The organism is Serratia sp. YWN4, from assembly GCF_055790845.1.
This window is the reverse complement of sequence record NZ_CM147696.1, coordinates 132,422-153,298: the sequence shown is the minus strand read 5'-3', so window position 1 is coordinate 153,298 and position 20,877 is coordinate 132,422. Positions and strand designations below refer to the sequence as shown.

16 protein-coding genes are annotated in these 20,877 nt (G+C 55.8%); 7 read left to right on the top strand and 9 right to left on the bottom strand.

Annotated elements, in window-relative coordinates; all coding sequences use genetic code 11:
* Positions 1-98 precede the first annotated feature (98 nt).
* Positions 99-359, top strand: a complete 261-nt coding sequence (locus ACX9GT_RS00710; RefSeq protein WP_473189384.1) for a toxin HicA — start codon at positions 99-101, stop codon at positions 357-359.
* On the top strand, positions 346-672 hold the full coding sequence (locus ACX9GT_RS00705; RefSeq protein ID WP_473189383.1) for a type II toxin-antitoxin system HicB family antitoxin: 327 nt from the start codon (positions 346-348) through the stop codon (positions 670-672). Before ACX9GT_RS00710 ends, ACX9GT_RS00705 begins: the two co-directional genes overlap by 14 nt.
* Before the next feature lie 48 nt (positions 673-720).
* On the opposite strand, the gene argH is transcribed toward ACX9GT_RS00705, so the two are convergent.
* The 4 genes from argH to argC all read right to left on the bottom strand — a co-directional run bounded on the left by argH (position 721) and on the right by argC (position 5,209).
* On the bottom strand, positions 721-2,094 hold the full coding sequence (argH, locus tag ACX9GT_RS00700) for an argininosuccinate lyase (RefSeq protein WP_473189382.1): 1,374 nt from the start codon (positions 2,092-2,094) through the stop codon (positions 721-723).
* A gap of 71 nt (positions 2,095-2,165) precedes the next feature.
* Positions 2,166-3,383, bottom strand: coding sequence for an argininosuccinate synthase (locus ACX9GT_RS00695; RefSeq protein WP_473189381.1), 1,218 nt, complete (start codon positions 3,381-3,383; stop codon positions 2,166-2,168).
* A gap of 26 nt (positions 3,384-3,409) precedes the next feature.
* Positions 3,410-4,183 (bottom strand): acetylglutamate kinase, encoded by a 774-nt coding sequence (argB, locus tag ACX9GT_RS00690; protein ID WP_459400528.1) that lies wholly within the window; start codon positions 4,181-4,183, stop codon positions 3,410-3,412.
* Positions 4,184-4,204: 21 nt separating this feature from the next.
* Positions 4,205-5,209 (bottom strand): N-acetyl-gamma-glutamyl-phosphate reductase, encoded by a 1,005-nt coding sequence (argC, locus tag ACX9GT_RS00685; protein WP_473189380.1) that lies wholly within the window; start codon positions 5,207-5,209, stop codon positions 4,205-4,207.
* A gap of 216 nt (positions 5,210-5,425) precedes the next feature.
* Between argC and argE the strand changes: the two genes are divergently transcribed.
* Together argE and ppc are read left to right on the top strand one after the other, a co-directional pair.
* Positions 5,426-6,571: an acetylornithine deacetylase gene (argE, locus tag ACX9GT_RS00680; RefSeq protein ID WP_473189379.1), complete on the top strand. Its 1,146-nt coding sequence runs from the start codon at positions 5,426-5,428 to the stop codon at positions 6,569-6,571.
* A 306-nt stretch (positions 6,572-6,877) separates the two neighbouring features.
* The gene (gene ppc, locus ACX9GT_RS00675; protein ID WP_473189378.1) at positions 6,878-9,514 is read left to right on the top strand and encodes a phosphoenolpyruvate carboxylase; all 2,637 of its coding nucleotides are present in this window, start codon (positions 6,878-6,880) and stop codon (positions 9,512-9,514) included.
* 138 nt (positions 9,515-9,652) lie between these two features.
* Here the strand turns inward: ppc and ACX9GT_RS00670 are convergent, their stop codons facing one another.
* The 4 genes from ACX9GT_RS00670 to metB form a co-directional block, all read right to left on the bottom strand.
* Positions 9,653-11,125 carry an IS1182 family transposase gene (locus ACX9GT_RS00670; RefSeq protein WP_473189377.1) on the bottom strand — a complete coding sequence of 491 codons (1,473 nt, stop codon included), beginning with the start codon at positions 11,123-11,125 and terminating at the stop codon, positions 9,653-9,655.
* Positions 11,126-11,246: 121 nt separating this feature from the next.
* Positions 11,247-12,140, bottom strand: coding sequence for a methylenetetrahydrofolate reductase (gene metF / locus ACX9GT_RS00665; RefSeq protein ID WP_473189376.1), 894 nt, complete (start codon positions 12,138-12,140; stop codon positions 11,247-11,249).
* Positions 12,141-12,352: 212 nt separating this feature from the next.
* A complete protein-coding gene (locus tag ACX9GT_RS00660) occupies positions 12,353-14,788 on the bottom strand; it encodes a bifunctional aspartate kinase/homoserine dehydrogenase II (protein WP_473189375.1) in 2,436 nt (811 codons plus the stop codon).
* Between the two features lie 2 nt (positions 14,789-14,790).
* Positions 14,791-15,951, bottom strand: coding sequence for a cystathionine gamma-synthase (metB, locus tag ACX9GT_RS00655; protein ID WP_473189374.1), 1,161 nt, complete (start codon positions 15,949-15,951; stop codon positions 14,791-14,793).
* Positions 15,952-16,270: 319 nt separating this feature from the next.
* Here metB and metJ point away from each other — a divergent pair, with 319 nt between their 5' ends.
* Together metJ and ACX9GT_RS00645 are read left to right on the top strand one after the other, a co-directional pair.
* A complete protein-coding gene (gene metJ / locus ACX9GT_RS00650) occupies positions 16,271-16,588 on the top strand; it encodes a met regulon transcriptional regulator MetJ (RefSeq protein WP_024913974.1) in 318 nt (105 codons plus the stop codon).
* 112 nt (positions 16,589-16,700) lie between these two features.
* The gene (locus tag ACX9GT_RS00645) at positions 16,701-18,173 is read left to right on the top strand and encodes an IS1182 family transposase (protein WP_473189373.1); all 1,473 of its coding nucleotides are present in this window, start codon (positions 16,701-16,703) and stop codon (positions 18,171-18,173) included.
* An 86-nt stretch (positions 18,174-18,259) separates the two neighbouring features.
* Here ACX9GT_RS00645 and rpmE read toward each other — a convergent pair whose 3' ends face one another.
* Complete coding sequence (gene rpmE / locus ACX9GT_RS00640; protein ID WP_012147462.1) at positions 18,260-18,475, bottom strand: 50S ribosomal protein L31; 216 nt, start codon at positions 18,473-18,475, stop codon at positions 18,260-18,262.
* A gap of 195 nt (positions 18,476-18,670) precedes the next feature.
* Between rpmE and priA the strand changes: the two genes are divergently transcribed.
* Entirely contained in the window at positions 18,671-20,866 is a 2,196-nt protein-coding gene (gene priA / locus ACX9GT_RS00635) for a primosomal protein N' (RefSeq protein ID WP_473189372.1), read from the top strand.
* The last annotated feature ends 11 nt before the right edge of the window (positions 20,867-20,877 follow it).

The window sequence follows — 20,877 nt, the reverse complement described above, 5'->3', positions numbered from 1 at the left end:
TGATAATCCCCTGGTTGCCGAAACCTTCTTCTGCCGTCATTTTTATCCGTAGATATCTTGAATGATACTATTAATGATACTATATTGAGAGCGCACGGATGAAAGAACTCAGCGATGTCATAGCCAGTCTTCGCCAACGGCAGACCAATATCAAATTTCATGAACTGGCAAAAATCTGTAACCGTTGGTTTGGCACCCCACGGATGAGTAGTGGTAGTCACAAAGCTTACAGCATGCCATGGCCGGGGGATCCGCGAGTTAACATCCAACGTGCAGACAGCGGTATGGCAAAGGTTTATCAAGTCAGGCAGGTGATAGCGGCACTGGTCAGATTGGAGGAAGAAAATGGCAATGCATGAGCATTACACTTACCGGATCACTTGGTCAGCAGAAGACGGCGAATACGTTGGGCTATGTACAGAATTCCCTTCGCTGTCCTGGCTGGCTCCAACCCGCACCGGTGCGCTGGATGGTATTGAACAACTGGTAGCGCAGGTGGTGGCAGATATGATCGCCAACGGCGAAACCCCACCGGAAGCGCTGGCGGAGAAGAATTTCAGTGGGAAATTGGTATTACGCCTGACACCAGAGCAGCATCGACGCTTGACGATCAATGCCATGGAAGAAGGTGTCAGCCTGAACCGTTACCTGTGTGCCCGGCTGGCAGGGTAGTAATACGGTTTCAGTCAGGGCCGAGCAGGCTCGGCCCTATTAAGCTCATCACGCCAACCGTTTCTTCGCCTCAGAAATCGCACTCGCGACCTGCTGCGGCGAAACACCGCCCTTGGCCGCACGCTTGTCCAAACAGGATTGCAGCGCCAGAACCGGATACACATCGCTGCCAATCACAGAATTAAATTTCTGTAGGTCTGCCAGTGGCAGATCTTCCAGCGGTTTGCCCTGACGAATCGCCTCAACCACCGCTTCGCCCACAATGTGGTGCGCTTCACGGAACGGCACGCCTTTGGCCACCAGATAATCGGCCAATTCGGTGGAGTTGGCATAACCCTGTTGTGCCGCTTCCTGGCAGCGTGGGCGTTTTACCTGAATACCGTCCAGCACCAGCGCTGCCATCTGCAAGCAATCCATCCAGGTGTCGAGCGCATCAAACAGCCCTTCTTTGTCTTCCTGCATGTCTTTATTGTACGCCAGTGGCAGCCCTTTCAAGGTCATCATCATGCCGGTCAGCGCACCCTGTACGCGCCCACATTTGCCACGGATCAGTTCCAGCGCATCCGGGTTTTTCTTCTGCGGCATCAGGGATGAACCTGAAGTCACGCGATCGGAAAGCTCAACAAATGCCGCTTCGCCGCTGTTGAAGAAGATCAGGTCTTCGGCAAAGCGCGATAAATGCACCATGCTGATGGAGGCGTTGGACAGCAGTTCCAGCACGTGGTCACGATCGGAAACGCTATCCAAGCTATTACGGGTCGCAGAGGCAAAGCCTAACCAGCCGGCCAGTTGCTCACGATCGATCGGATAAGCCGTCCCCGCCAGCGCACCGCTGCCCAGCGGGCTGATATCCAGGCGCTTCAAGGTATCTTGCAGGCGGCTTTCATCCCGCGCCAGCATCTCCACATAGGCTAAACACCAGTGAGCAAAAGTGATCGGCTGCGCACGCTGCAAGTGGGTATACCCCGGCATCACCGCATCCTGATTAGCCTCGGCGGTTTCTACCAACGCTTGTTGCAGTTGAACGATCGCCTGATGCAGTTCGCTGACCTGATGTTTGCACCACAGTTTCAGATCGGTAGCCACCTGATCGTTACGGCTGCGGCCGGTATGCAGCTTTTTACCCAGATCGCCGACTTTATCGATCAGCTTCTGCTCTACCCAACTGTGAATATCTTCCGCATCGCTTTTGATGATCGCCAACGGATCGGCCTGCACTTCTACCAGCAACGCATTCAGCGCCTGCTCAAGCTGCTGTTGCTCCGCCGCCGTCAGCACATTCACGGTCACCAGCGCTTTTGACCAGGCGACGGAGCCAACAATGTCCTGTTCCGCCAGGCGATAATCGAAGCGCAGAGAATCGTTTAATTGTTTGAACCGCTGATCCGCTGCCTGACTGAAGCGTCCGCCCCAAAGTGCCATAATCTTGCTCCTGAATAAGTATGCGAAAGGGCGCAGCATGCTGCGCCCCTCAAATTGACGCTAAACTAGGGTTACTTTTTCTTCTCGTTCAACGCACGAATACGGGAAGAGAGCGAGAACAAGCGGATAAAGCCGCCTGCATGGCTGTGATCGTAAACTTCGTCTTCGCCGAAGGTCGCAAACTCTTCGGAGTACAGGCTGTTGGCGGATTTTTTCTGAATCGCCGTCACCTGGCCTTTATACAGTTGCAGTACCACTTCGCCATTAACTTCTTCTGCCAACGCTTGGGCCGAAGCCTGAATGGAACGGCGCAGCGGCGCGAACCAGCGGCCATCGTATACCACGTAAGACATTTCCAGGCCCAACTGCTCACGCCATTTGAAGCTGTCGCGATCCAGAACCAGTTGCTCGACACCACGCAGTGCAGCCACCATGATGGTGCCCCCTGGGGTTTCGTAGCAACCGCGGGATTTGATACCCACCAGGCGGTTTTCTACGATGTCGATACGGCCAACGCCATGTTTGGCACCCAGCACGTTCAGGGTTTCCAGGCATTTGTACGGGCTCATCGCTTCGCCGTTCACCGCTACCACACAGCCTTTCGCCACGGTCACCGTTACTTGTTCAGGCTGATCCGGCGCTTCTAACGGGTCTACGGTCCATACCCAGCAATCTTTGTTCGGCGCATTCCATGGGCTTTCCAGCACACCGCCTTCGGTTGAAATATGCCAGGCGTTTTCATCACGGCTGTAAATTTTTTCCAGCGATGCGGTGGTCGGGATATTACGCTCTTTCAGGTAATCCAGCAGCGCTTCGCGGGAACGCAGGTTCCACTCACGCCATGGCGCTACCACTTTCAGATGTGGAGCCAGCGCGGTATAGGTGGTTTCAAAACGCACCTGATCGTTACCTTTACCGGTCGCACCGTGGCACAGCGCGTCTGCACCCACTTTCAGCGCCAGCTCAACCTGGGCTTTAGCGATGATCGGGCGCGCCATAGAGGTGCCCAGCAGGTAGCTGCCTTCATACAGCGCACCGGTTTGCAGCACCGGATAAACATAGTCACGGATGAATTCTTCACGCAGATCAACCACATGACACTCAGAGGCACCGGATTGCAGAGCTTTTTGCTCAACGCCTTCCAGATCGCTGCGCTCCTGGCCGATATCTGCCACGAAAGCTACCACTTCGCAGCCGCCGTAGTTTTCTTTCAGCCATGGAATGATGGCCGAAGTATCCAAGCCGCCAGAGTACGCCAGAACGATTTTCTTGATGCCTTTGTTTTGCATTGTGTTATTCCTTTTTAATTCTAAATTTAAGCGAGGATCCGGGTGCCAATCGACACACCATTAAACAGAGCAGGAAGCTTTTCGGCATTGCGCCAGCTGGCGATATCCACCGGGCGGCCAAGGGTACGCGCTGCATCCAGTGCCGCATTCACCTTCACTACCATACCATCAGTAATGATGCCCTGAGCAATCAGTTGTTCTGCTTTTTGCGCCGTCATTTCCGCGATGCGCTGCCCTTTACCGTCGAGAATGCCACTGACATCCGACAGTAGGATCAAATCCGCACCTAAGGTTGCGGCCAGCGCCGTAGCAGCCTGATCGGCATTCACATTCATCAGTTGGCCTTCGGCGGTAATACCGATGGAACTGATCACCGGCAGATAGCCAGCCGCCAGCAGCGTATTGAGCAGCGCAGGCGAACCCGGCTGTGCATTGCCAACGTGGCCCAACGCCGGATCGAGCTGCGTTACCGCAACGCTGCCGCCGTCGGCCAGGCTCAGCCCAACCGCACTGATCTTGTGTTTAACCGCCCACGCCAACAGAGTTTTGTTGGCAGTACCGGCCAGTGCGCCGGTAATGATGTCGATCTGATCGGCAGGCGTTACGCGCAGGCCGTTCTTCTTCACCACTGGCAGAGAAAGCTGCTTCATCAGTTCATCCACTACGCAACCGCCACCGTGGACGATCACCAGCGGGCGCTGATGTTCCTGGCGATAGATATCCAGCGCGGTAAACAAACGCTCCAGCGCTTCTTCACTGTCCAGTAACACGCCACCGAGTTTAATAATTAATGGGTTCATCGCTGTTTACTCAAGGCTGATTTAAATTAATGATTGGGTTTCCGGGAACCCGAAACGGATATTCAGGCACTGCACCGCCTGAGCGGCTGCGCCTTTCAACAGGTTATCTTCCGCCGCTACGGCGATCAGATGCTCGCCCTGCACGGCAAAACCGATATCGCAGAACGGCAGGCCCACCACCGACTTCAGCGCTGGCACACCCTTGTCGTACAACCGCACCAGCGGTTTATCGTCGTAAGCCGCGTGATAGGCCGCTGCCACATCCTGCGCGGTGACGCCCGCTTTCAGGCGGCAGGTGATGGTTTCCAGAATACCCCGCGGGAAGCTACCCAGATGCGGCGTAAAGATCACCGGGATGCCCAAATGCGCGGTGATTTCTGGATGGTGACGATGGTTGAACAAGCCGTAGGGTTGCAGGCTGACTTCGCAGAAGCTGGTGGTGACGCTGGCTTTACGCCCGGCACCGCTGACACCGCTGACGGCGTTGATTACTGGCCATTGGTCCAGATTCAGCAGTTGTTTGTCGATCAGCGGTTTCAGCGTTAACTGAGCCGCGGTTGGGTAGCAACCCGGTACGGCGATCAGCTGTGCTTCTTTGATTTTTTCGCTCTGCCATTCGGCCAGGCCGTATACCGCCTTGGCCAGCCAGTCGGCATGCTGATGTTCAAAGCCATAATATTGGCGATAAAAATCGGTGTCCTGCACGCGGAACGCACCAGAGAGATCGAACACCACGCAGCCTGCCGCTAAAAACTCTGGGGCAATATCGTGGCTGACTTCGTGTGCCGTTGCCAAGAACACCACGTCGATCCCTTTTGCCGCTTCCGCCACGTTCACCAGCGGCTGCAACGGCAGATCAACGATGCCTTTTAACTGCGGATGCAGCTCAGAAAGTAATTTTCCTGCATCTGCACTTTGCGCTGAAACCGCTAAAGCGGTTATGTTCATGTGTGGGTGGCGATTCAGATAAGCCGTGAGCTCCGCTCCGGCGTAACCGCTGGCTCCAACAATCAGCGTATTCAACATGTGGCCTTTCACCTTTTTGGCTTAAAGTAGAGGCACTTGCGCCCCGTCAGCAGGGCTTGGTCGCGTTGTTGCGCCGTTCACCCACGTGGTCGAGCGTTGATGTTTTTATCAACATCCAGGGTTCGTATTCCCTTACGCTCCAGCTTAATGTATTTTTATTCAGAATAAATGCATGAATATTGATACTATCCTAACCAAAGGCTGTCAACAGTGAAGATGAAATTACCCCCATTTATTGAGCTGTACCGGGCGTTGATCAGAACGAAGTCGATCAGCGCCACCGATGGTGCCCTCGATCAGAGTAATGAAACATTAATCAACATGCTGGCCGGTTGGTTCGCTGATTTAGGCTTCCGCGTTGACGTGCAGCCCGTACCGGATACGCGCAACAAATTTAATCTGCTGGCCAGCATTGGCACAGGCAGCGGCGGCCTGCTGCTGGCGGGCCATACCGACACCGTGCCTTACGATGAAGGCCGCTGGACGCGCGATCCGTTCACCCTGACCGAGCACGACAACAAACTGTACGGGCTGGGCACCGCCGACATGAAAGGCTTCTTCGCCTTTATTCTGGACGCGGTACGGGATATTGATGCCGCCAAGCTGACCAAGCCGCTGTACATTCTGGCCACCGCAGACGAAGAAACGACCATGGCCGGAGCGCGCTATTTCGCCGCCTCCACCAAAATCCGCCCGGACTTTGCCATTATCGGTGAACCAACGTCGCTGCAACCGGTGCGCGCCCACAAAGGCCATATCTCCAATGCCATCCGCATCGTTGGCCAATCGGGCCATTCCAGCGATCCGGCACGCGGCGTCAACGCTATCGATCTGATGCATGAATCCATCGGGCATTTGATGGAATTGCGCAAAACGTTGCAAGAACGCTACAACAACCCGGCGTTTGCGGTGCCTTATCCCACCATGAACTTCGGCCATATCAGCGGCGGAGATGCAGCCAACCGTATCTGTGCCTGTTGTGAACTGCATATGGATATCCGTCCGCTGCCGGGCATGACGCTGGATAACATCAACGAACTGCTGCACGACGCGCTGGCCCCGGTCAGCCAACGCTGGCCTGGGCGTTTGTCGATTGATGAGTTGCATGCGCCGATCCCTGGCTACGAGTGCCCAACCGATCATCATATGGTGGCGGTGATTGAGAAACTGCTCGGTTCGCGTACTGAAGTGGTCAACTACTGCACCGAAGCGCCGTTCGTGCAGGAAGTGTGCCCGACGCTGGTGCTGGGGCCAGGCTCGATCAATCAGGCGCATCAGCCGGATGAGTACCTCGACACGGCGTTTATCGAACCCACCCGCCAGTTGCTGGGGCAGTTAGTCGATCATTTCTGCCAGCAATAGAAAACAGGGCGATGAACGATCATCGCCCTACCCGTTAGGCGCAGAAAATTAAGCCGATAAGCCAGACTGATAACCAGTGGCCCGTAATTAAATTTCACAAAATGCGCCGATTTTGATGTTTTTTTGCTAAAAATAGTGTCAATTAACGATTGGGCAGGAGCGTGGTGAGATAAAACCGGCAGTCTTTACCTAACACGTGAAATTTACTTACAAGATGAAAATCAGGTACCCACAGATTTCAAGTTGTGGTTAACAACACGGCAACTTGAGTGATGGAGGTATACAGAGAATTGAGCCAGGGGTTATATGAACGAACAATATTCGGCAATGCGAAGTAATGTCAGTATGCTCGGCAAATTGCTCGGCGATACCATCAAAGACGCGCTGGGCGAGCATATTCTCGATCGCGTTGAAACTATCCGTAAGCTTTCCAAATCTTCACGTGCTGGCAATGAAGCACACCGCAAGGAACTGCTGTCGACGCTGCAAAACCTGTCCAACGACGAATTGCTGCCAGTCGCGCGCGCGTTCAGCCAGTTCCTTAATCTGACCAACGTGGCCGAGCAGTATCACAGCATCTCGCCACACGGCGAGGCGGCGAGCAATCCAGAAGCCTTGGCTCAGCTGTTTACCCGGCTGAAAGACAAACAGCTCAGCACTAAAGAGCTGCAAAATGCGGTAGACGAAATCTCTATCGAGCTGGTGTTGACCGCACATCCGACGGAAATCACCCGCCGTACCCTGATCCACAAACTGGTTGAGGTAAATACCTGCCTCAGCCAACTCGACCATAACGATCTGGCCGACTACGAGCGCAATAAAATCATGCGCCGTTTGCGCCAGTTGGTGGCGCAATCCTGGCATACCGACGAGATGCGCAAAAACCGCCCATCGCCGGTCGACGAAGCCAAATGGGGCTTTGCGGTAGTAGAAAACAGCCTGTGGGAAGGTGTGCCAGCGTTTCTGCGCGAATTTAACGAGCAGTTGGAAAACTCAATCGATTACCGCCTGCCGGTAGAGGCCGTGCCAATTCGCTTCACCTCCTGGATGGGCGGCGACCGCGACGGCAACCCGAACGTGACGGCAGAAATCACCCGTCACGTGCTGTTATTAAGCCGCTGGAAAGCCTGTGACCTGTTCACTCGCGATATTCAGGTGCTGGTCTCCGAGCTGTCGATGACCGAATGTACCCCAGAGCTGCGTGAACTGGCCGGTGGTGACGACGTACAGGAACCCTACCGTGAGTTGATGAAGCGCCTGCGCAGCCAACTGATGAGCTCCCAGGCGTATCTGGAAGGGCGGCTGAAAGGTGAGCGCGTGCTGCGTCCGCACGATCTGCTGGTAAACAACGAGCAGCTGTGGGAACCGCTGTACGCCTGTTATCAATCGCTGGTGGCCTGTGGCATGGGGATTATTGCCAACGGCCAACTGCTGGATACTCTGCGCCGCGTGCGCTGTTTCGGCGTGCCGCTAGTGCGCATCGACGTGCGCCAGGAAAGCACCCGCCATACCGAAGCCATCGCCGAACTGACCCGCTATCTGGGGCTGGGTGATTACGAAAGCTGGTCTGAGGCCGATAAACAGGCCTTCCTGATCCGCGAACTGAACTCCAAGCGCCCGCTGGTGCCACTGAAGTGGGATCCGAGCGCCGATACGCAGGAAGTGCTGGAAACCTGCCGCGTCGTCGCGGAAGCACCACAGGGTTCGATCGCCGCCTATGTGATCTCCATGGCGCGCACGCCGTCTGACGTACTGGCAGTGCATTTGCTACTGAAAGAAGCCGGTTGCCCATTCCCACTGCCGGTAGCACCGCTGTTTGAAACCCTCGACGACCTGAACAATGCCGATGACGTGATGACCCAGTTGCTGAATATCGACTGGTATCGCGGCTTTATCCAAGGCAAACAGATGGTGATGATTGGCTATTCCGACTCGGCGAAAGACGCTGGCGTGATGGCGGCCTCCTGGGCGCAGTACCGTGCGCAAGATGCGTTGATCAAAACCTGTGAAAAAGCCGGTGTGGCACTGACGCTGTTTCATGGTCGTGGCGGTTCGATCGGCCGTGGTGGTGCACCGGCCCATGCCGCTCTGCTGTCACAACCGCCGGGCAGCCTGAAAGGCGGCCTGCGCGTTACCGAACAGGGCGAGATGATCCGCTTCAAGTTTGGTCTGCCGGAAGTCGCCATCAGCAGCCTGGCGCTGTATACCGGCGCGGTGCTGGAAGCCAACCTGTTGCCACCGCCAGAGCCGAAAAAAGAGTGGCGCTCGCTGATGGATGAACTGTCCGAAACCTCATGCAAAATGTATCGCGGTTACGTGCGTGAAAACCCAGACTTCGTGCCCTATTTCCGCGCTGCAACGCCGGAGCAGGAACTGGGCAAGCTGCCGCTGGGTTCGCGCCCGGCCAAGCGTCGCCCGAACGGTGGCGTTGAGAGCCTGCGTGCCATTCCGTGGATCTTCGCCTGGACGCAGAATCGTTTGATGCTACCGGCCTGGCTGGGTGCGGGGGCAGGTTTGCAGGAAGCGGTGAAGGCGGGTAAGCAAGATCAGTTGGAAGCCATGTGCCGCAACTGGCCGTTCTTCTCGACCCGTATCGCCATGTTGGAAATGGTGTTTTCCAAAACCGATCTGTGGCTGGCGGAATACTACGATCAGCGCTTGGTAGATAAATCGCTGTGGCCGTTGGGCAAGCAGCTGCGCGATCAGTTGGAAAGCGATATCAAAGTGGTATTAACCATCGCCAACGACGATAACCTGATGGCAGATCTGCCGTGGATCGCCGAATCCATCGCGTTGCGTAACGTTTATACCGATCCGCTCAACGTTCTGCAGGCCGAATTGCTGCACCGTTCACGCCAGCAGGAGCAGCCGGATGCGCGGGTTGAACAGGCGCTGATGGTAACCATTGCCGGTGTCGCCGCCGGGATGCGTAATACCGGCTAGTTATTCCACCGGTAAATAAGAAGCACTGCAATTTGCGGTGCTTTTTTTATTGGTAAAACTCACATAAAAAAAGCGCAGTGATCGCACTGCGCTCAGACTGCTGACTAACCCCACTTCTTCAGGTGGGGTTCTTCTTTTTTAGCGACCGCAGGTCGCGATCGCGATATTTTTCCATAACCCCGTCATTGGCGACTTCTGTTCGCCCAAGGCACCTTTCTGGCCTTCCCAAGACGCTTTCCACCACCGGTAAAGACAATAAAGAAGCGCCAGCAGCGCCATCTTTTTCATATTCTGCGCTGTGGCCGCCAGCAGGCACTGCATCTGCACTTTTGACAGTCCACGGAACCGCGCATACCGATGGCCATGGTGCTGTTTCGCATCCGCGAAGCTTCTCTCCACTGTCTCTTTGCGCCGCGCGTAGATTTTCTTGCCCCATTTCGTCAGCCGTAACCTGTTGGCTTCCTCTTTCGCCTCTTCCCACACATGCCGCGTTATCGTTTTCTGTGCCTTGCTGTTCTGCGTACATTGCTGCCTCTGCTCACAGCACTGGCACACTGCCGGGTCTGAACGGTAATGCTGATAACCGTTACGGTCTGTCGTGCTATATATCAGCAATTCGCCTGCCGGGCACACATACACTTCCCGTGCCTCATCATACCTGAAGTGCTTTTTCTGGAACTCATTCTGACCTTTGTGCGGCCGCCGATAGCCGGGAACCAGCGCGATACCCATTTCCTGTGTCAGATGGCACACCGCGGCGGTGAAGTAACCCGCGTCCACACCCACCGCCACTGGCTCCAGACCGAAGCGCTCTACCTGCCGCTCAAGTCGCCCGATAAAGGGCTGGCTATCATGGACATTGCCCGGTGTCACATGCGTATCCAGGATGATGCCGTGCTTCCCGTCCACCGTGCGGTGGTCCAGATAGAAGAAGCCCTTCGGTTTGTTATCCCGGTGCATAAAGCCGCTTTCCGGGTCGGTGGTGCTGACTTTGGTGTTCTTAACGGCGACGCTTTCTGGCGTCTTTTTTACGGCGGGCAGCGGCTTTTTTTCGTGCTTCCTCCTGTCGGCCTCCACGGCAGCATCAAGCTGCTCCAGATATTCACTGACGCCCACCGGACGTTCTTCATTCACTGCCTTGCGAGGGTTGGCGTCAGCTTTCAGGTGGGTACTGTCGGTGTAAAGAACACGCCCGTTGGCCATGCCGCGGCTGAGAGCCTGTTCCACGATGTGGTCAAAAATCTGCTGGAAGACGTCGCTGTGGTTGAAGCGGCGGAGGCGGTTCTGGCTCAGGGTCGAGGCGTCAGGGACTTTTTCGGTGAGGGCCATACGCAGGAACCAGCGATAAGCGACATTGACCTGTATTTCCTTGACCAGACGGCGCTCACTGGGGATACCGAAGAGATAACCCAGCAGCATCATTTTAATCAGGCGAACGGGGTCAATAGCGGGTCTGCCGTTATCAGGACAATAGAGATGAGCAACGGCGTCGCGGATAAATTCAAAATCGATGGCGGCATCGATTTGGCGAACCAGATGGTCTTCGGGGACCAACTCATCCAGGGTGATGGTTTCAAACTGATATTGCTGGGGAGAGGGTGTTTTGAGCATGGCAGTCAGTCCATTTTTTGCACTGACCTTATTAGATCAAAGTCCTGGCCTCACGGCCAGGACTTTGTCATCAATCTGGCGCAGTGATCGCACTGCGCTTCTTTCAATAACAATCTATAAATCAGGCGATTGCCGGACGAACCCCTAACGTGTGGCAAATGGCATAGCTCATTTCCGCACGATTCAGCGTATAGAAATGGAAATCCTTCACCCCTTCGCGGCTGAGGATCTTCACCATATCCATCGCGATATTGGCACCGACCATTTTGCGGGTTTCCGCATCGTCGTCCAGCCCGGCAAACATGCTGGTCATCCAGCTTGGTACTCGCACATTGGTCATGGTGGCAAAGCGTTGTAGTTGCTTGAAGTTGGAAACCGGCAGAATTCCCGGCACGATCTCCACGTCAATCCCGGTCGCCACACAGCGATCGCGGAAACGCAGGTAACTTTCCACGTCGAAGAAGAACTGGGTAATCGCCCGGTTGGCACCGGCATCAATTTTGCGCTTCAGGTTGATCAAGTCTGCCTGGGCGCTTTTCGCTTCCGGATGCACTTCCGGATAGGCCGCCACAGAGATATCGAAATCGCCGACGTCTTTCAGCAACGTGACCAGATCGGCAGCATACATTTCCGGCTTGCCGCTATCCGGTGGCAAATCACCGCGCAGGGCAACGATATGGCGAATACCGCTGTTCCAGTAATCGGCAGCAATATCCCGCAACTGCGCCGGGCTGGCGTCGATACAGGTCAGATGCGGTGCGGCATCCAGGCCGGTACGCTCTTTGATGCCTTTGATGATGCTGTGGGTGCGATCGCGCTCGCCAGAGTTGGCACCGTAGGTCACGGAGACAAATTTGGGTTTGAGGCTGCTCAGACGATCGATCGACTGCCACAAGGTGTCTTCCATCTCGCTGGTACGCGGCGGGAAAAACTCGAACGACACATTAATCTGGCCGCTTAACTCCGCCAGATTCTGATTCAGCGCTTCCCGCTGGTTTGCGTGAAAAAAACTCATACCCTGTCCGCCTTTTATCGATCACTGTTTTGCTTTATTTTAGTAAGCGTCTATACGTTTAGACGTCTAGATAGAAAATGCCGTATGTGACCTAAAGAGTCAACAGGAAAGTGAGGGTAATACGATGAGTAATCCTCACACAACATGAGAGAATTTCATGATAGTACTCAAGGAGAGAGAAACCGGGCGCCATCCGTTGCGCCCGTTGAGGATTAAAGCAGTTGTGCCAAGCGGTTAAGATCCGACTGGATCGCACCGGCGGTCACATCGCGCCCCGCCCCTGGCCCACGGATCACCAGCGGGTTATCACGATACCAGCGGCTTTCGATGGCAAACACGTTGTCGCACGGCAGCAGTGAGGCCAGCGGATGTTCTGGGCGTACAGCTTCTACACCAACGCGCGCCTTGCCATTGGCATCAAAACGCGCCACGTGGCGCAGAACCAATCCCATTTCGCTGGCGGCTTCGAAGCGTTGCAGCATTTGCTGGTTCAGCGCATCGCCGTTTTCGAAGAACTGATCGATGGAGCCTTGATCCGCACCAGCAGGCACCAGCGATTCCACGCGCACCTGATTCGGTTCAATGTCGTAACCCGCCTCACGCGCCAGGATCACCAGTTTGCGCATTACGTCCTGCCCAGAGAGATCGACACGCGGATCCGGCTCCGTCAGGCCCTGTTGCCAAGCCTGGTCCACCAGTTCGGTGAACGGCACCGTGCCGTCAAACTGCAAAAACAGCCAGGAGAGCGTGCCGGAGAAAATACCGCTGAGCGCCAAGATACTGTCGCCGCTGTCACGCAAATCGCGCACGGTATGGTTCACTGGCAAACCGGCACCCACGGTGGCGTTATACAGCCAGTGGCCGCCGGTTTTAGCGAACGCATCACGAATCTGCCGGTAGTTAGCGCTGCACGAGGCTCCCGCCAGTTTGTTGGCGCTGATGACGTGGAAACCGTAGCTGGCAAAATCCAGATACTGTTCTGCCAGGTTTTCGCTGGCGGTGACATCAAGTACCACCAGATCGTCGAACGGATGAGCACGCATCCACAGGAACAGCGATTCTTCATCCAGCTCCTGTGCTTCTTCTTCAAAGAACGCCAACGCGCGGCTGGTATCCAACCCCTCGTAATTCAACAGGCTACGGCTGCTGTCCACCACGCCTGCCAAAGTGAATTCAAAACCGCTGCGCGCCGAGAGATTTTTCTGCTCGCGGGCAAACAGCTCCAGCCAGCGTGAACCGATGTTGCCCTTGCCGAACAGCACCAAGCCAATGCGTTTTTCCGCGCGGAATAATGTTTGATGCAGGCCCTGAATCAGCAAACCCGTTGGCCCTTGGCGCAGCACCGCCACCAAGCTGATGCCATCCTCCGCCTGCCAGATGAATTCTACCGGCTGATCGTTCAACTGTTGGTAAAAGCGGTGGCTGTGCAACGGATTCTTGCATACGCCAGCACCGACCAGCGCCACCAGCGCCAACCCTTCACGCAGTTGCAGCTCACCCGGCAGCACCGCCTGTTGCAGAACGCGCAAAACGCTGTTCACCACTTCCGAGGTGTAGCACAGTTGGATCAGGTTACGATCAGGATGGATACCCACGGCCAGCGGTTTGATCTGCGCACGCTTCAGCACCAGTTCCAGCTCTTTCTGCGCCAGTTTGAAGTCATGCCGTGGAGCCACGCTGAGTTCAATCAGGCAAACATCATCATGGCTGGTAACAATTTTGGCACCGGTACCGGAAGCCAATACGCGTTCGATGCGTGTCGAGCCTTGTTCCGGCTGATAGCTGCAACGCAGTTGCAGATCAATGTCACTGCCGGAAACCGGCTGCAACGTGCGGGTATGCAACACCGGTGCCGCCAAACGCGCCAGTTCGCTGGCTTCGTCCAAGCGCAGCAGCGGCAACAGGCAGGCATCTTTCACCTTACGCGGATCGGCGCTGTAAACCCCGGCCACGTCACTCCAGATGGTGACGCGCACCACACTGGCCAATGCGCCGATCTGCGTAGCGGAATAGTCACTGCCGTTACGCCCGAGCAGCACGGTTTCACCAGCGTCGTTGCGTGAAATAAAACCGGTCACCACCAAGCGCTTGCCTGGGTGTTGCGCCAGCAACTGCTGCAATAAAGGATAGGAACGGCCTTCGTCCACCTGCGGCTGCGCCGCACGTTCAGCGCGCAGAAAATCACGCGCATCCAGCCATGCTGCCTGCATATCCTGCTTGTTCAGCACGGCGGCCATCAGACGTGCCGACCAGATTTCACCATGGCCGACCACTTCGGCGTACACCGCATCATCGACTTTGCCGTCCAGCAAGGCTGCCAGGCGCTCAAGATCGTGAATGAATTCGGCAATCAACGGCTCAGCCGTTTCCGGCGGCAACAAACCGCCGATCAGTTCGCTGTGATAACGGCGCAGCGTTTGCTGCACCTGATGTGCGGAAAGGCGATCGCCCTGGCTCAGTTTCAACCAGCTAATCAATTGGTTAGTGGTGCTGCCAGCCGCCGAAACCACCATCATGTCACCCGGCTGGCTGTACTCGGCCATAATCCCGGCCACCCGCTGATAACACTTCACATCGGCCAGGCTGCTGCCACCAAATTTGTGCAGTTGACGCCCATTCACCGCCCCTGCTACCGCAATTGCATTCATGCTTACCTCGTTGCCGCCGCCTGGAAGGCTTGTTCCAGATCGGCAATCAAATCATCACAGTCTTCAATACCCACGGAAATACGCAACAGGCTTTCGGAAATACCGGCTGCGGCACGGGCTTCTGGCGCCATCCCGGCGTGAGTCATGGTCGCCGCATGCGAGATCAGGCTTTCTACGCCACCCAATGATTCCGCCAGCGTAAACAATTCCAGAGCAGAGAGGAAACGCCGTAGCAGCGCTTCGTCACCATCCAGTTCAAAGCTGAGCATGGCACCAAATCCAAGCTGCTGACGGCAGGCAATCTCATGGCCTGGGTTTTCCGGCAGAGAAGGATGATACAGCTTTTTGACCAGCGGTTGCTGCTGTAAATAGCTGACAATCGCCCCGGCATTGTGCTGCGCGGCCTTGATACGCGGCGACAGCGTGCGGATGCCGCGCAGCAGCAGATAGCTGTCGAACGCAGCCCCGGTGACACCTATATTATTCGCCCACCACGCCAGTTCCACCGCCAGATCCTTGTCTTTAGCGATCACCGCACCGGCAACCACGTCAGAATGGCCGTTAAGGTATTTGGTGCAGGAATGCACCACCAGATCGGCACCCAGCGTGAGCGGTTGTTGCAATGCCGGGCTGAGGAAGGTGTTATCTACTACCGTCAGCGCACCCGCTTCATGCGCCGCGTGACAGATAGCCGCAATATCCACCACGCGCAGCAGCGGGTTGCTTGGGCTTTCGATCAGCACCAACTTCGGCTTTTGCGCCAGCGCCTGTTGCAGCTCAGCTTCATTCCCTTGATCGACAAACAGCACCCGATAGGCACCGCGCTTGCTCAGGCTATCGAACAGGCGATAGCTGCCGCCGTAACAGTCGTGCGGAGCCACCAGCAGATCGCCCGGCTTCAGCAGCACGGTGGTCACCAGATGGATCGCCGACATCCCGCTGCCGGTCATGACCGCGCCTGCACCGCCTTCCAGCTCCGCCAGCGCACGCTGCACCACATCACGCGTCGGGTTACCACGGCGTGAATAATCATGGGTTCGGGGCTGATTGAAATCGATGAAGTTATAAGTGCTCGAAAGGTGGATCGGCGGAACGACACAGCCGTACTGTTCGTCGTCATTCAGACCGCTACGCACGGCAATGGTGGCTGGTTTACGCGTCATAGGGTGGCTCGGCTCTCGGAAAGTGGGTAAATGAGGCCTAAAGATTACTCGTAGCGGAAATAGACGTCAATACATCTGGACATCTAAACTTCTTTGCGTATAGATTGAGCAAAGCACCAATACCCGCTAAAATTGTAGCGGTTTGTGATGACGACAAGATGTTAATGCAAAAATGCAGAGATAGGGTCTATTGAGAGTCGCAATTCGGTGAATCTTATCGCGTAAAATTGACATTTATTTAGTGAGAACAGTGAAGATCGGGCATAATTGGCCGGTTTCTAGAATATGGTAGTTTTTCTGACAAATTTTAAGGTGTCCCATGGCTGAGTGGAACGGCGAGTATGTCAGCCCTTACGCTGAACACGGTAAAAAAAGCGAGCAAGTAAAAAAAATCACGGTCTCCATTCCGCTGAAGGTCCTGAAGATCCTGACCGATGAACGGACCCGCCGCCAGGTCAACAACCTGCGCCACGCGACCAACAGCGAATTGCTGTGCGAAGCATTCCTGCACGCTTTTACTGGCCAGCCGCTGCCGAACGATGAAGATCTGCGCAAAGAACGCAGCGATGAAATCCCGGAAGCCGCGAAAGTGCTGATGCGTGAATTGGGTGTGGATCCCGATACCTGGGATTACTGATCCCTGAAACGAAAAAAGGCGCCGAAGGCGCCTTCAGATTGATGACAAAGTCCTGGCCGTGAGGCCAGGACTTTGATCTAATAAGGTCAGTGCAAAAAATGGACTGACTGCCATGCTCAAAACACCCTCTCCCCAGCAATATCAGTTTGAAACCATCACCCTGGATGAGTTGGTCCCCGAAGACCATCTGGTTCGCCAAATCGATGCCGCCATCGATTTTGAATTTATCCGCGACGCCGTTGCTCATCTCTATTGTCCTGATAACGGCAGACCCGCTATTGACCCCGTTCGCCTGATTAAAATGATGCTGCTGGGTTATCTCTTCGGTATCCCCAGTGAGCGCCGTCTGGTCAAGGAAATACAGGTCAATGTCGCTTATCGCTGGTTCCTGCGTATGGCCCTCACCGAAAAAGTCCCTGACGCCTCGACCCTGAGCCAGAACCGCCTCCGCCGCTTCAACCACAGCGATGTCTTCCAGCAGATTTTTGACCACATCGTGGAACAGGCTCTCAGCCGCGGCATGGCCAACGGGCGTGTTCTTTACACCGACAGTACCCACCTGAAAGCTGACGCCAACCCTCGCAAGGCAGTGAATGAAGAACGTCCGGTGGGCGTCAGTGAATATCTGGAGCAGCTTGATGCTGCTGTAGAGGCCGACAGGAAGAAGCACGAAAAAAAGCCGCTGCCCGTCGTAAAAAAGATGCCAGAAAGCGTCGCCGTTAAGAACACCAAAGTCAGCACCACCGACCCGGAAAGCGGCTTCATGCACCGGGATAACAAACCGAAGGGCTTCTTCTATCTGGACCACCGCACGGTGGACGGGAAGCACGGCATCATCCTGGATACGCATGTGACACCGGGCAATGTGCACGACAGCCAGCCCTTTATCGGACGGCTTGAGCGGCAGGTCGAGCGCTTCGGTCTGGAGCCGGTGGCGGTGGGCGTGGACGCGGGTTACTTCACCGCTGCGGTGTGCCATCTGACACAGGAAATGGGTCTCGCGTTGGTTCCCGGCTATCGCAGACCGCACAAAGGTCAGAATGACTTCCAGAAAAAGCACTTCAGGTATGATGAGGCACGGGAAGTGTATGTGTGCCCGGCAGGCGAATTGCTGATATATAGCACGACAGACCGTAACGGTTATCAGCATTACCGTTCAGACCCGGCAGTGTGCCAAGGGTGTGAGCAGAGAGGACAGTGTACGCAGAACAGCAAGGCGCAGAAAACGATAACGCGGCACGTCTGGGAGGCGTCGAAAGAAGAAGCGAACAGGTTACGGCTGACGAAATGGGGCAAGAAAATCTACGCGCGGCGCAAAGAGACAGTGGAGAGAAGCTTCGCGGATGCGAAACAGCACCATGGCCATCGATATGCGCGGTTCCGTGGCCTGTCAAAAGTGCAGATGCAGTGCCTGCTGGCGGCCACAGCGCAGAATATGAAAAAGATGGCGCTGCTGGCGCTTCTTTATTGTCTTTACCGGTGGTGGAAAGCGTCTTGGGAAGGCCAGAAAGGTGCCTTGGGCGAACAGAAGTCGCCAATGACGGGGTTATGGAAAAATATCGCGATCGCGACCTGCGGTCGCTAAAAAAGAAGAACTCCACCTGAAGAAGTGGGGTTAGTCAGCAGTCTGAAGGCGCCGAAGGCGCCTTTTTCATCTGACGGTAAGAAATCTTATTTCTTAGCGCCTGGTACGCTGAAACGCTTGTTAAAGCGGTCAACGCGGCCACCGGTAGCAACATCACGCTGCTTGCCAGTGTAGAACGGGTGGCATTCGCCACAAACGTCCAGGTTCAGATCGTGACCCACGGTAGAGCGGATTTTGATCACGTTACCGCAAGAGCAGTTAGCAGTAACTTCTTCGTATTTTGGGTGGATACCTTGTTTCATGGGAAACCTCAGTTAAGGCCGTGTCGCTATCCAGCCCTGTTCCGCCAGACACCACACGTGGTTGATAAATTTTGATATGGAATTATATCAAAGGCGGCAAATTATACAGAATTAAATGGGCTGCGCAAACGGATCCGTACATTTAGCGGCCCGCAGTGTAAACTAGCCACCACTTTTTTCTAGCTGGATCGCCACATGCCCGTTGTACAGGTTGCTTTACCGGTTCCCCTTGCCCGTACCTTCGATTATCTGCTGCCAGAAGGCCTGCAGCCGGTTACCGGCGCGCGCGTGGGTGTGCCCTGGGGAAAGCAACGGGCGATCGGGATTGTTGTCGGTTGTAGCGCAACCAGCGAACTGCCGCTGGAAAAGCTGAAACCCATCGACAGCCTGCTGGATAGCGACTCACTGTTCTCCCCCAGCCTGTGGCGCATCCTGCTGTGGGCGGTTGAATACTACCATTACCCGATTGGTGAAGTGCTGTTCCACGCGTTGCCGATCCTGCTGCGCCAGGGTAAACCCGCGGAGACAACCCCGCTGTGGCAATGGTTTGCCACCGAACAGGGGCGCGCCACGCCACCGGAAAGCCTCAAACGGGCCGCCAAGCAACAACAGGCGCTGGCGGCGCTGCTGCAACGCCCGGTCTATCGCCATCAGGTCAGCGAGCTGGAACTGACCGACAATGCACTGCAAGCCTTACGCGCCAAAGGCTTGGCCGATCTCCGCGCTCAGGTTCTGGCAACGCAGGACTGGCGGCCCGGCTTTGAGGTCCTCGGTGAACGGCTGCGGCTCAATACCGAACAGGCTACCGCGGTAGGTGCCATCCGCAGTGAAGACGATCACTTCGCCGCTTGGCTGCTGGCAGGGGTAACCGGCTCCGGCAAGACCGAAGTTTATCTCAGCGTGCTGGAAAACATTCTGGCCAAAGGCAAACAGGCGCTGGTATTGGTGCCAGAAATCGGCCTGACGCCGCAGACCATTGCCCGTTTTCGCGAACGGTTTAACGCGCCGGTGGACGTGCTGCATTCCGGCCTGAACGACAGCGAACGGCTGGCGGTCTGGCTGCGCGCCCGCAGCGGTGAAGCGGCCATTGTGATCGGCACCCGTTCGGCGCTGTTCACTCCGTTTTCGCGCCTTGGGGTGATTATCATCGATGAAGAACACGACAGTTCCTATAAACAGCAGGAAGGCTGGCGTTACCATGCCCGCGATCTGGCGGTGTTCCGTGCCCACGCCGAAGACATTCCGATGGTAATGGGTTCTGCCACCCCGGCGCTGGAAACGCTGCACAACGTGCAACTGGGTAAATATCGCCAGCTTAAACTGACCCAGCGGGCAGGCAATGCCAAACCGGCCAACCAGCACCTGATCGATCTGAAGGGCCTGCCGCTGAAGGTTGGGTTGTCGCAACCGCTGCTGAAAAGCATGCAACACCACCTGAAGAACGGTAATCAGGTAATGCTGTTCCTCAACCGTCGTGGCTATGCACCTGCGCTGTTATGCCATGAATGTGGTTGGATCGCCGAGTGCCAACGTTGTGACCACTACTACACTATCCACCAGAATCAGCGCCAGCTGCGTTGCCACCACTGCGACAGCCAGCGCCCGGTGCCGCACCAGTGCCCGCAGTGCGGTTCCACGCATCTGGTTTCGGTCGGCGTTGGTACCGAACAACTGGAAAACGAGCTGGCACCGCTGTTCCCGGAAACGGCCATCACCCGTATCGATCGCGATACCACCAGCCGCAAAGGCTCGCTGGAACAACATCTGGCGGATATCCACCGCGGTGGCCCGCGCATTTTGATCGGCACCCAAATGCTGGCAAAAGGCCACCACTTCCCCGATGTGACGCTGGTTGCGTTGCTGGATGTCGATGGTGCCCTGTTCTCCGCAGACTTCCGCTCTGCCGAGCGTTTCGCCCAGTTGTATACCCAGGTTTCTGGCCGGGCCGGGCGCGCGGGCAAACAGGGCGAAGTGCTGCTGCAAACCCATCACCCCGAACACCCTCTGCTACAGATCCTGTTGCAACAAGGCTATGACGCCTTTGCCAAACAGACGCTAGCGGAGCGCAACAGCGTATTTCTGCCGCCTTATACCAGCCACATTATTGTCCGTTCGGAAGATCACGATAATCAGCAGGCACCGCTGTTCTTGCAACAACTGCGCAATCTGTTGGAAGCCAGCCCGCTGAAGGATGATTCGCTGTGGGTCATGGGCCCGGTTCCGGCATTACAGTCGAAGCGCGGCGGCCGTTTCCGTTGGCAGTTGCTGCTGCAACACCCTTCCCGGCGCTTGCTGCAACACTTGATGAAAACCACGCTGCCGCTGATTGGCACCCTGCCCCAAGCACGCAAAGTGAAGTGGATGTTGGACGTCGATCCGATCGACAGTTGAAGCCAGAGTGC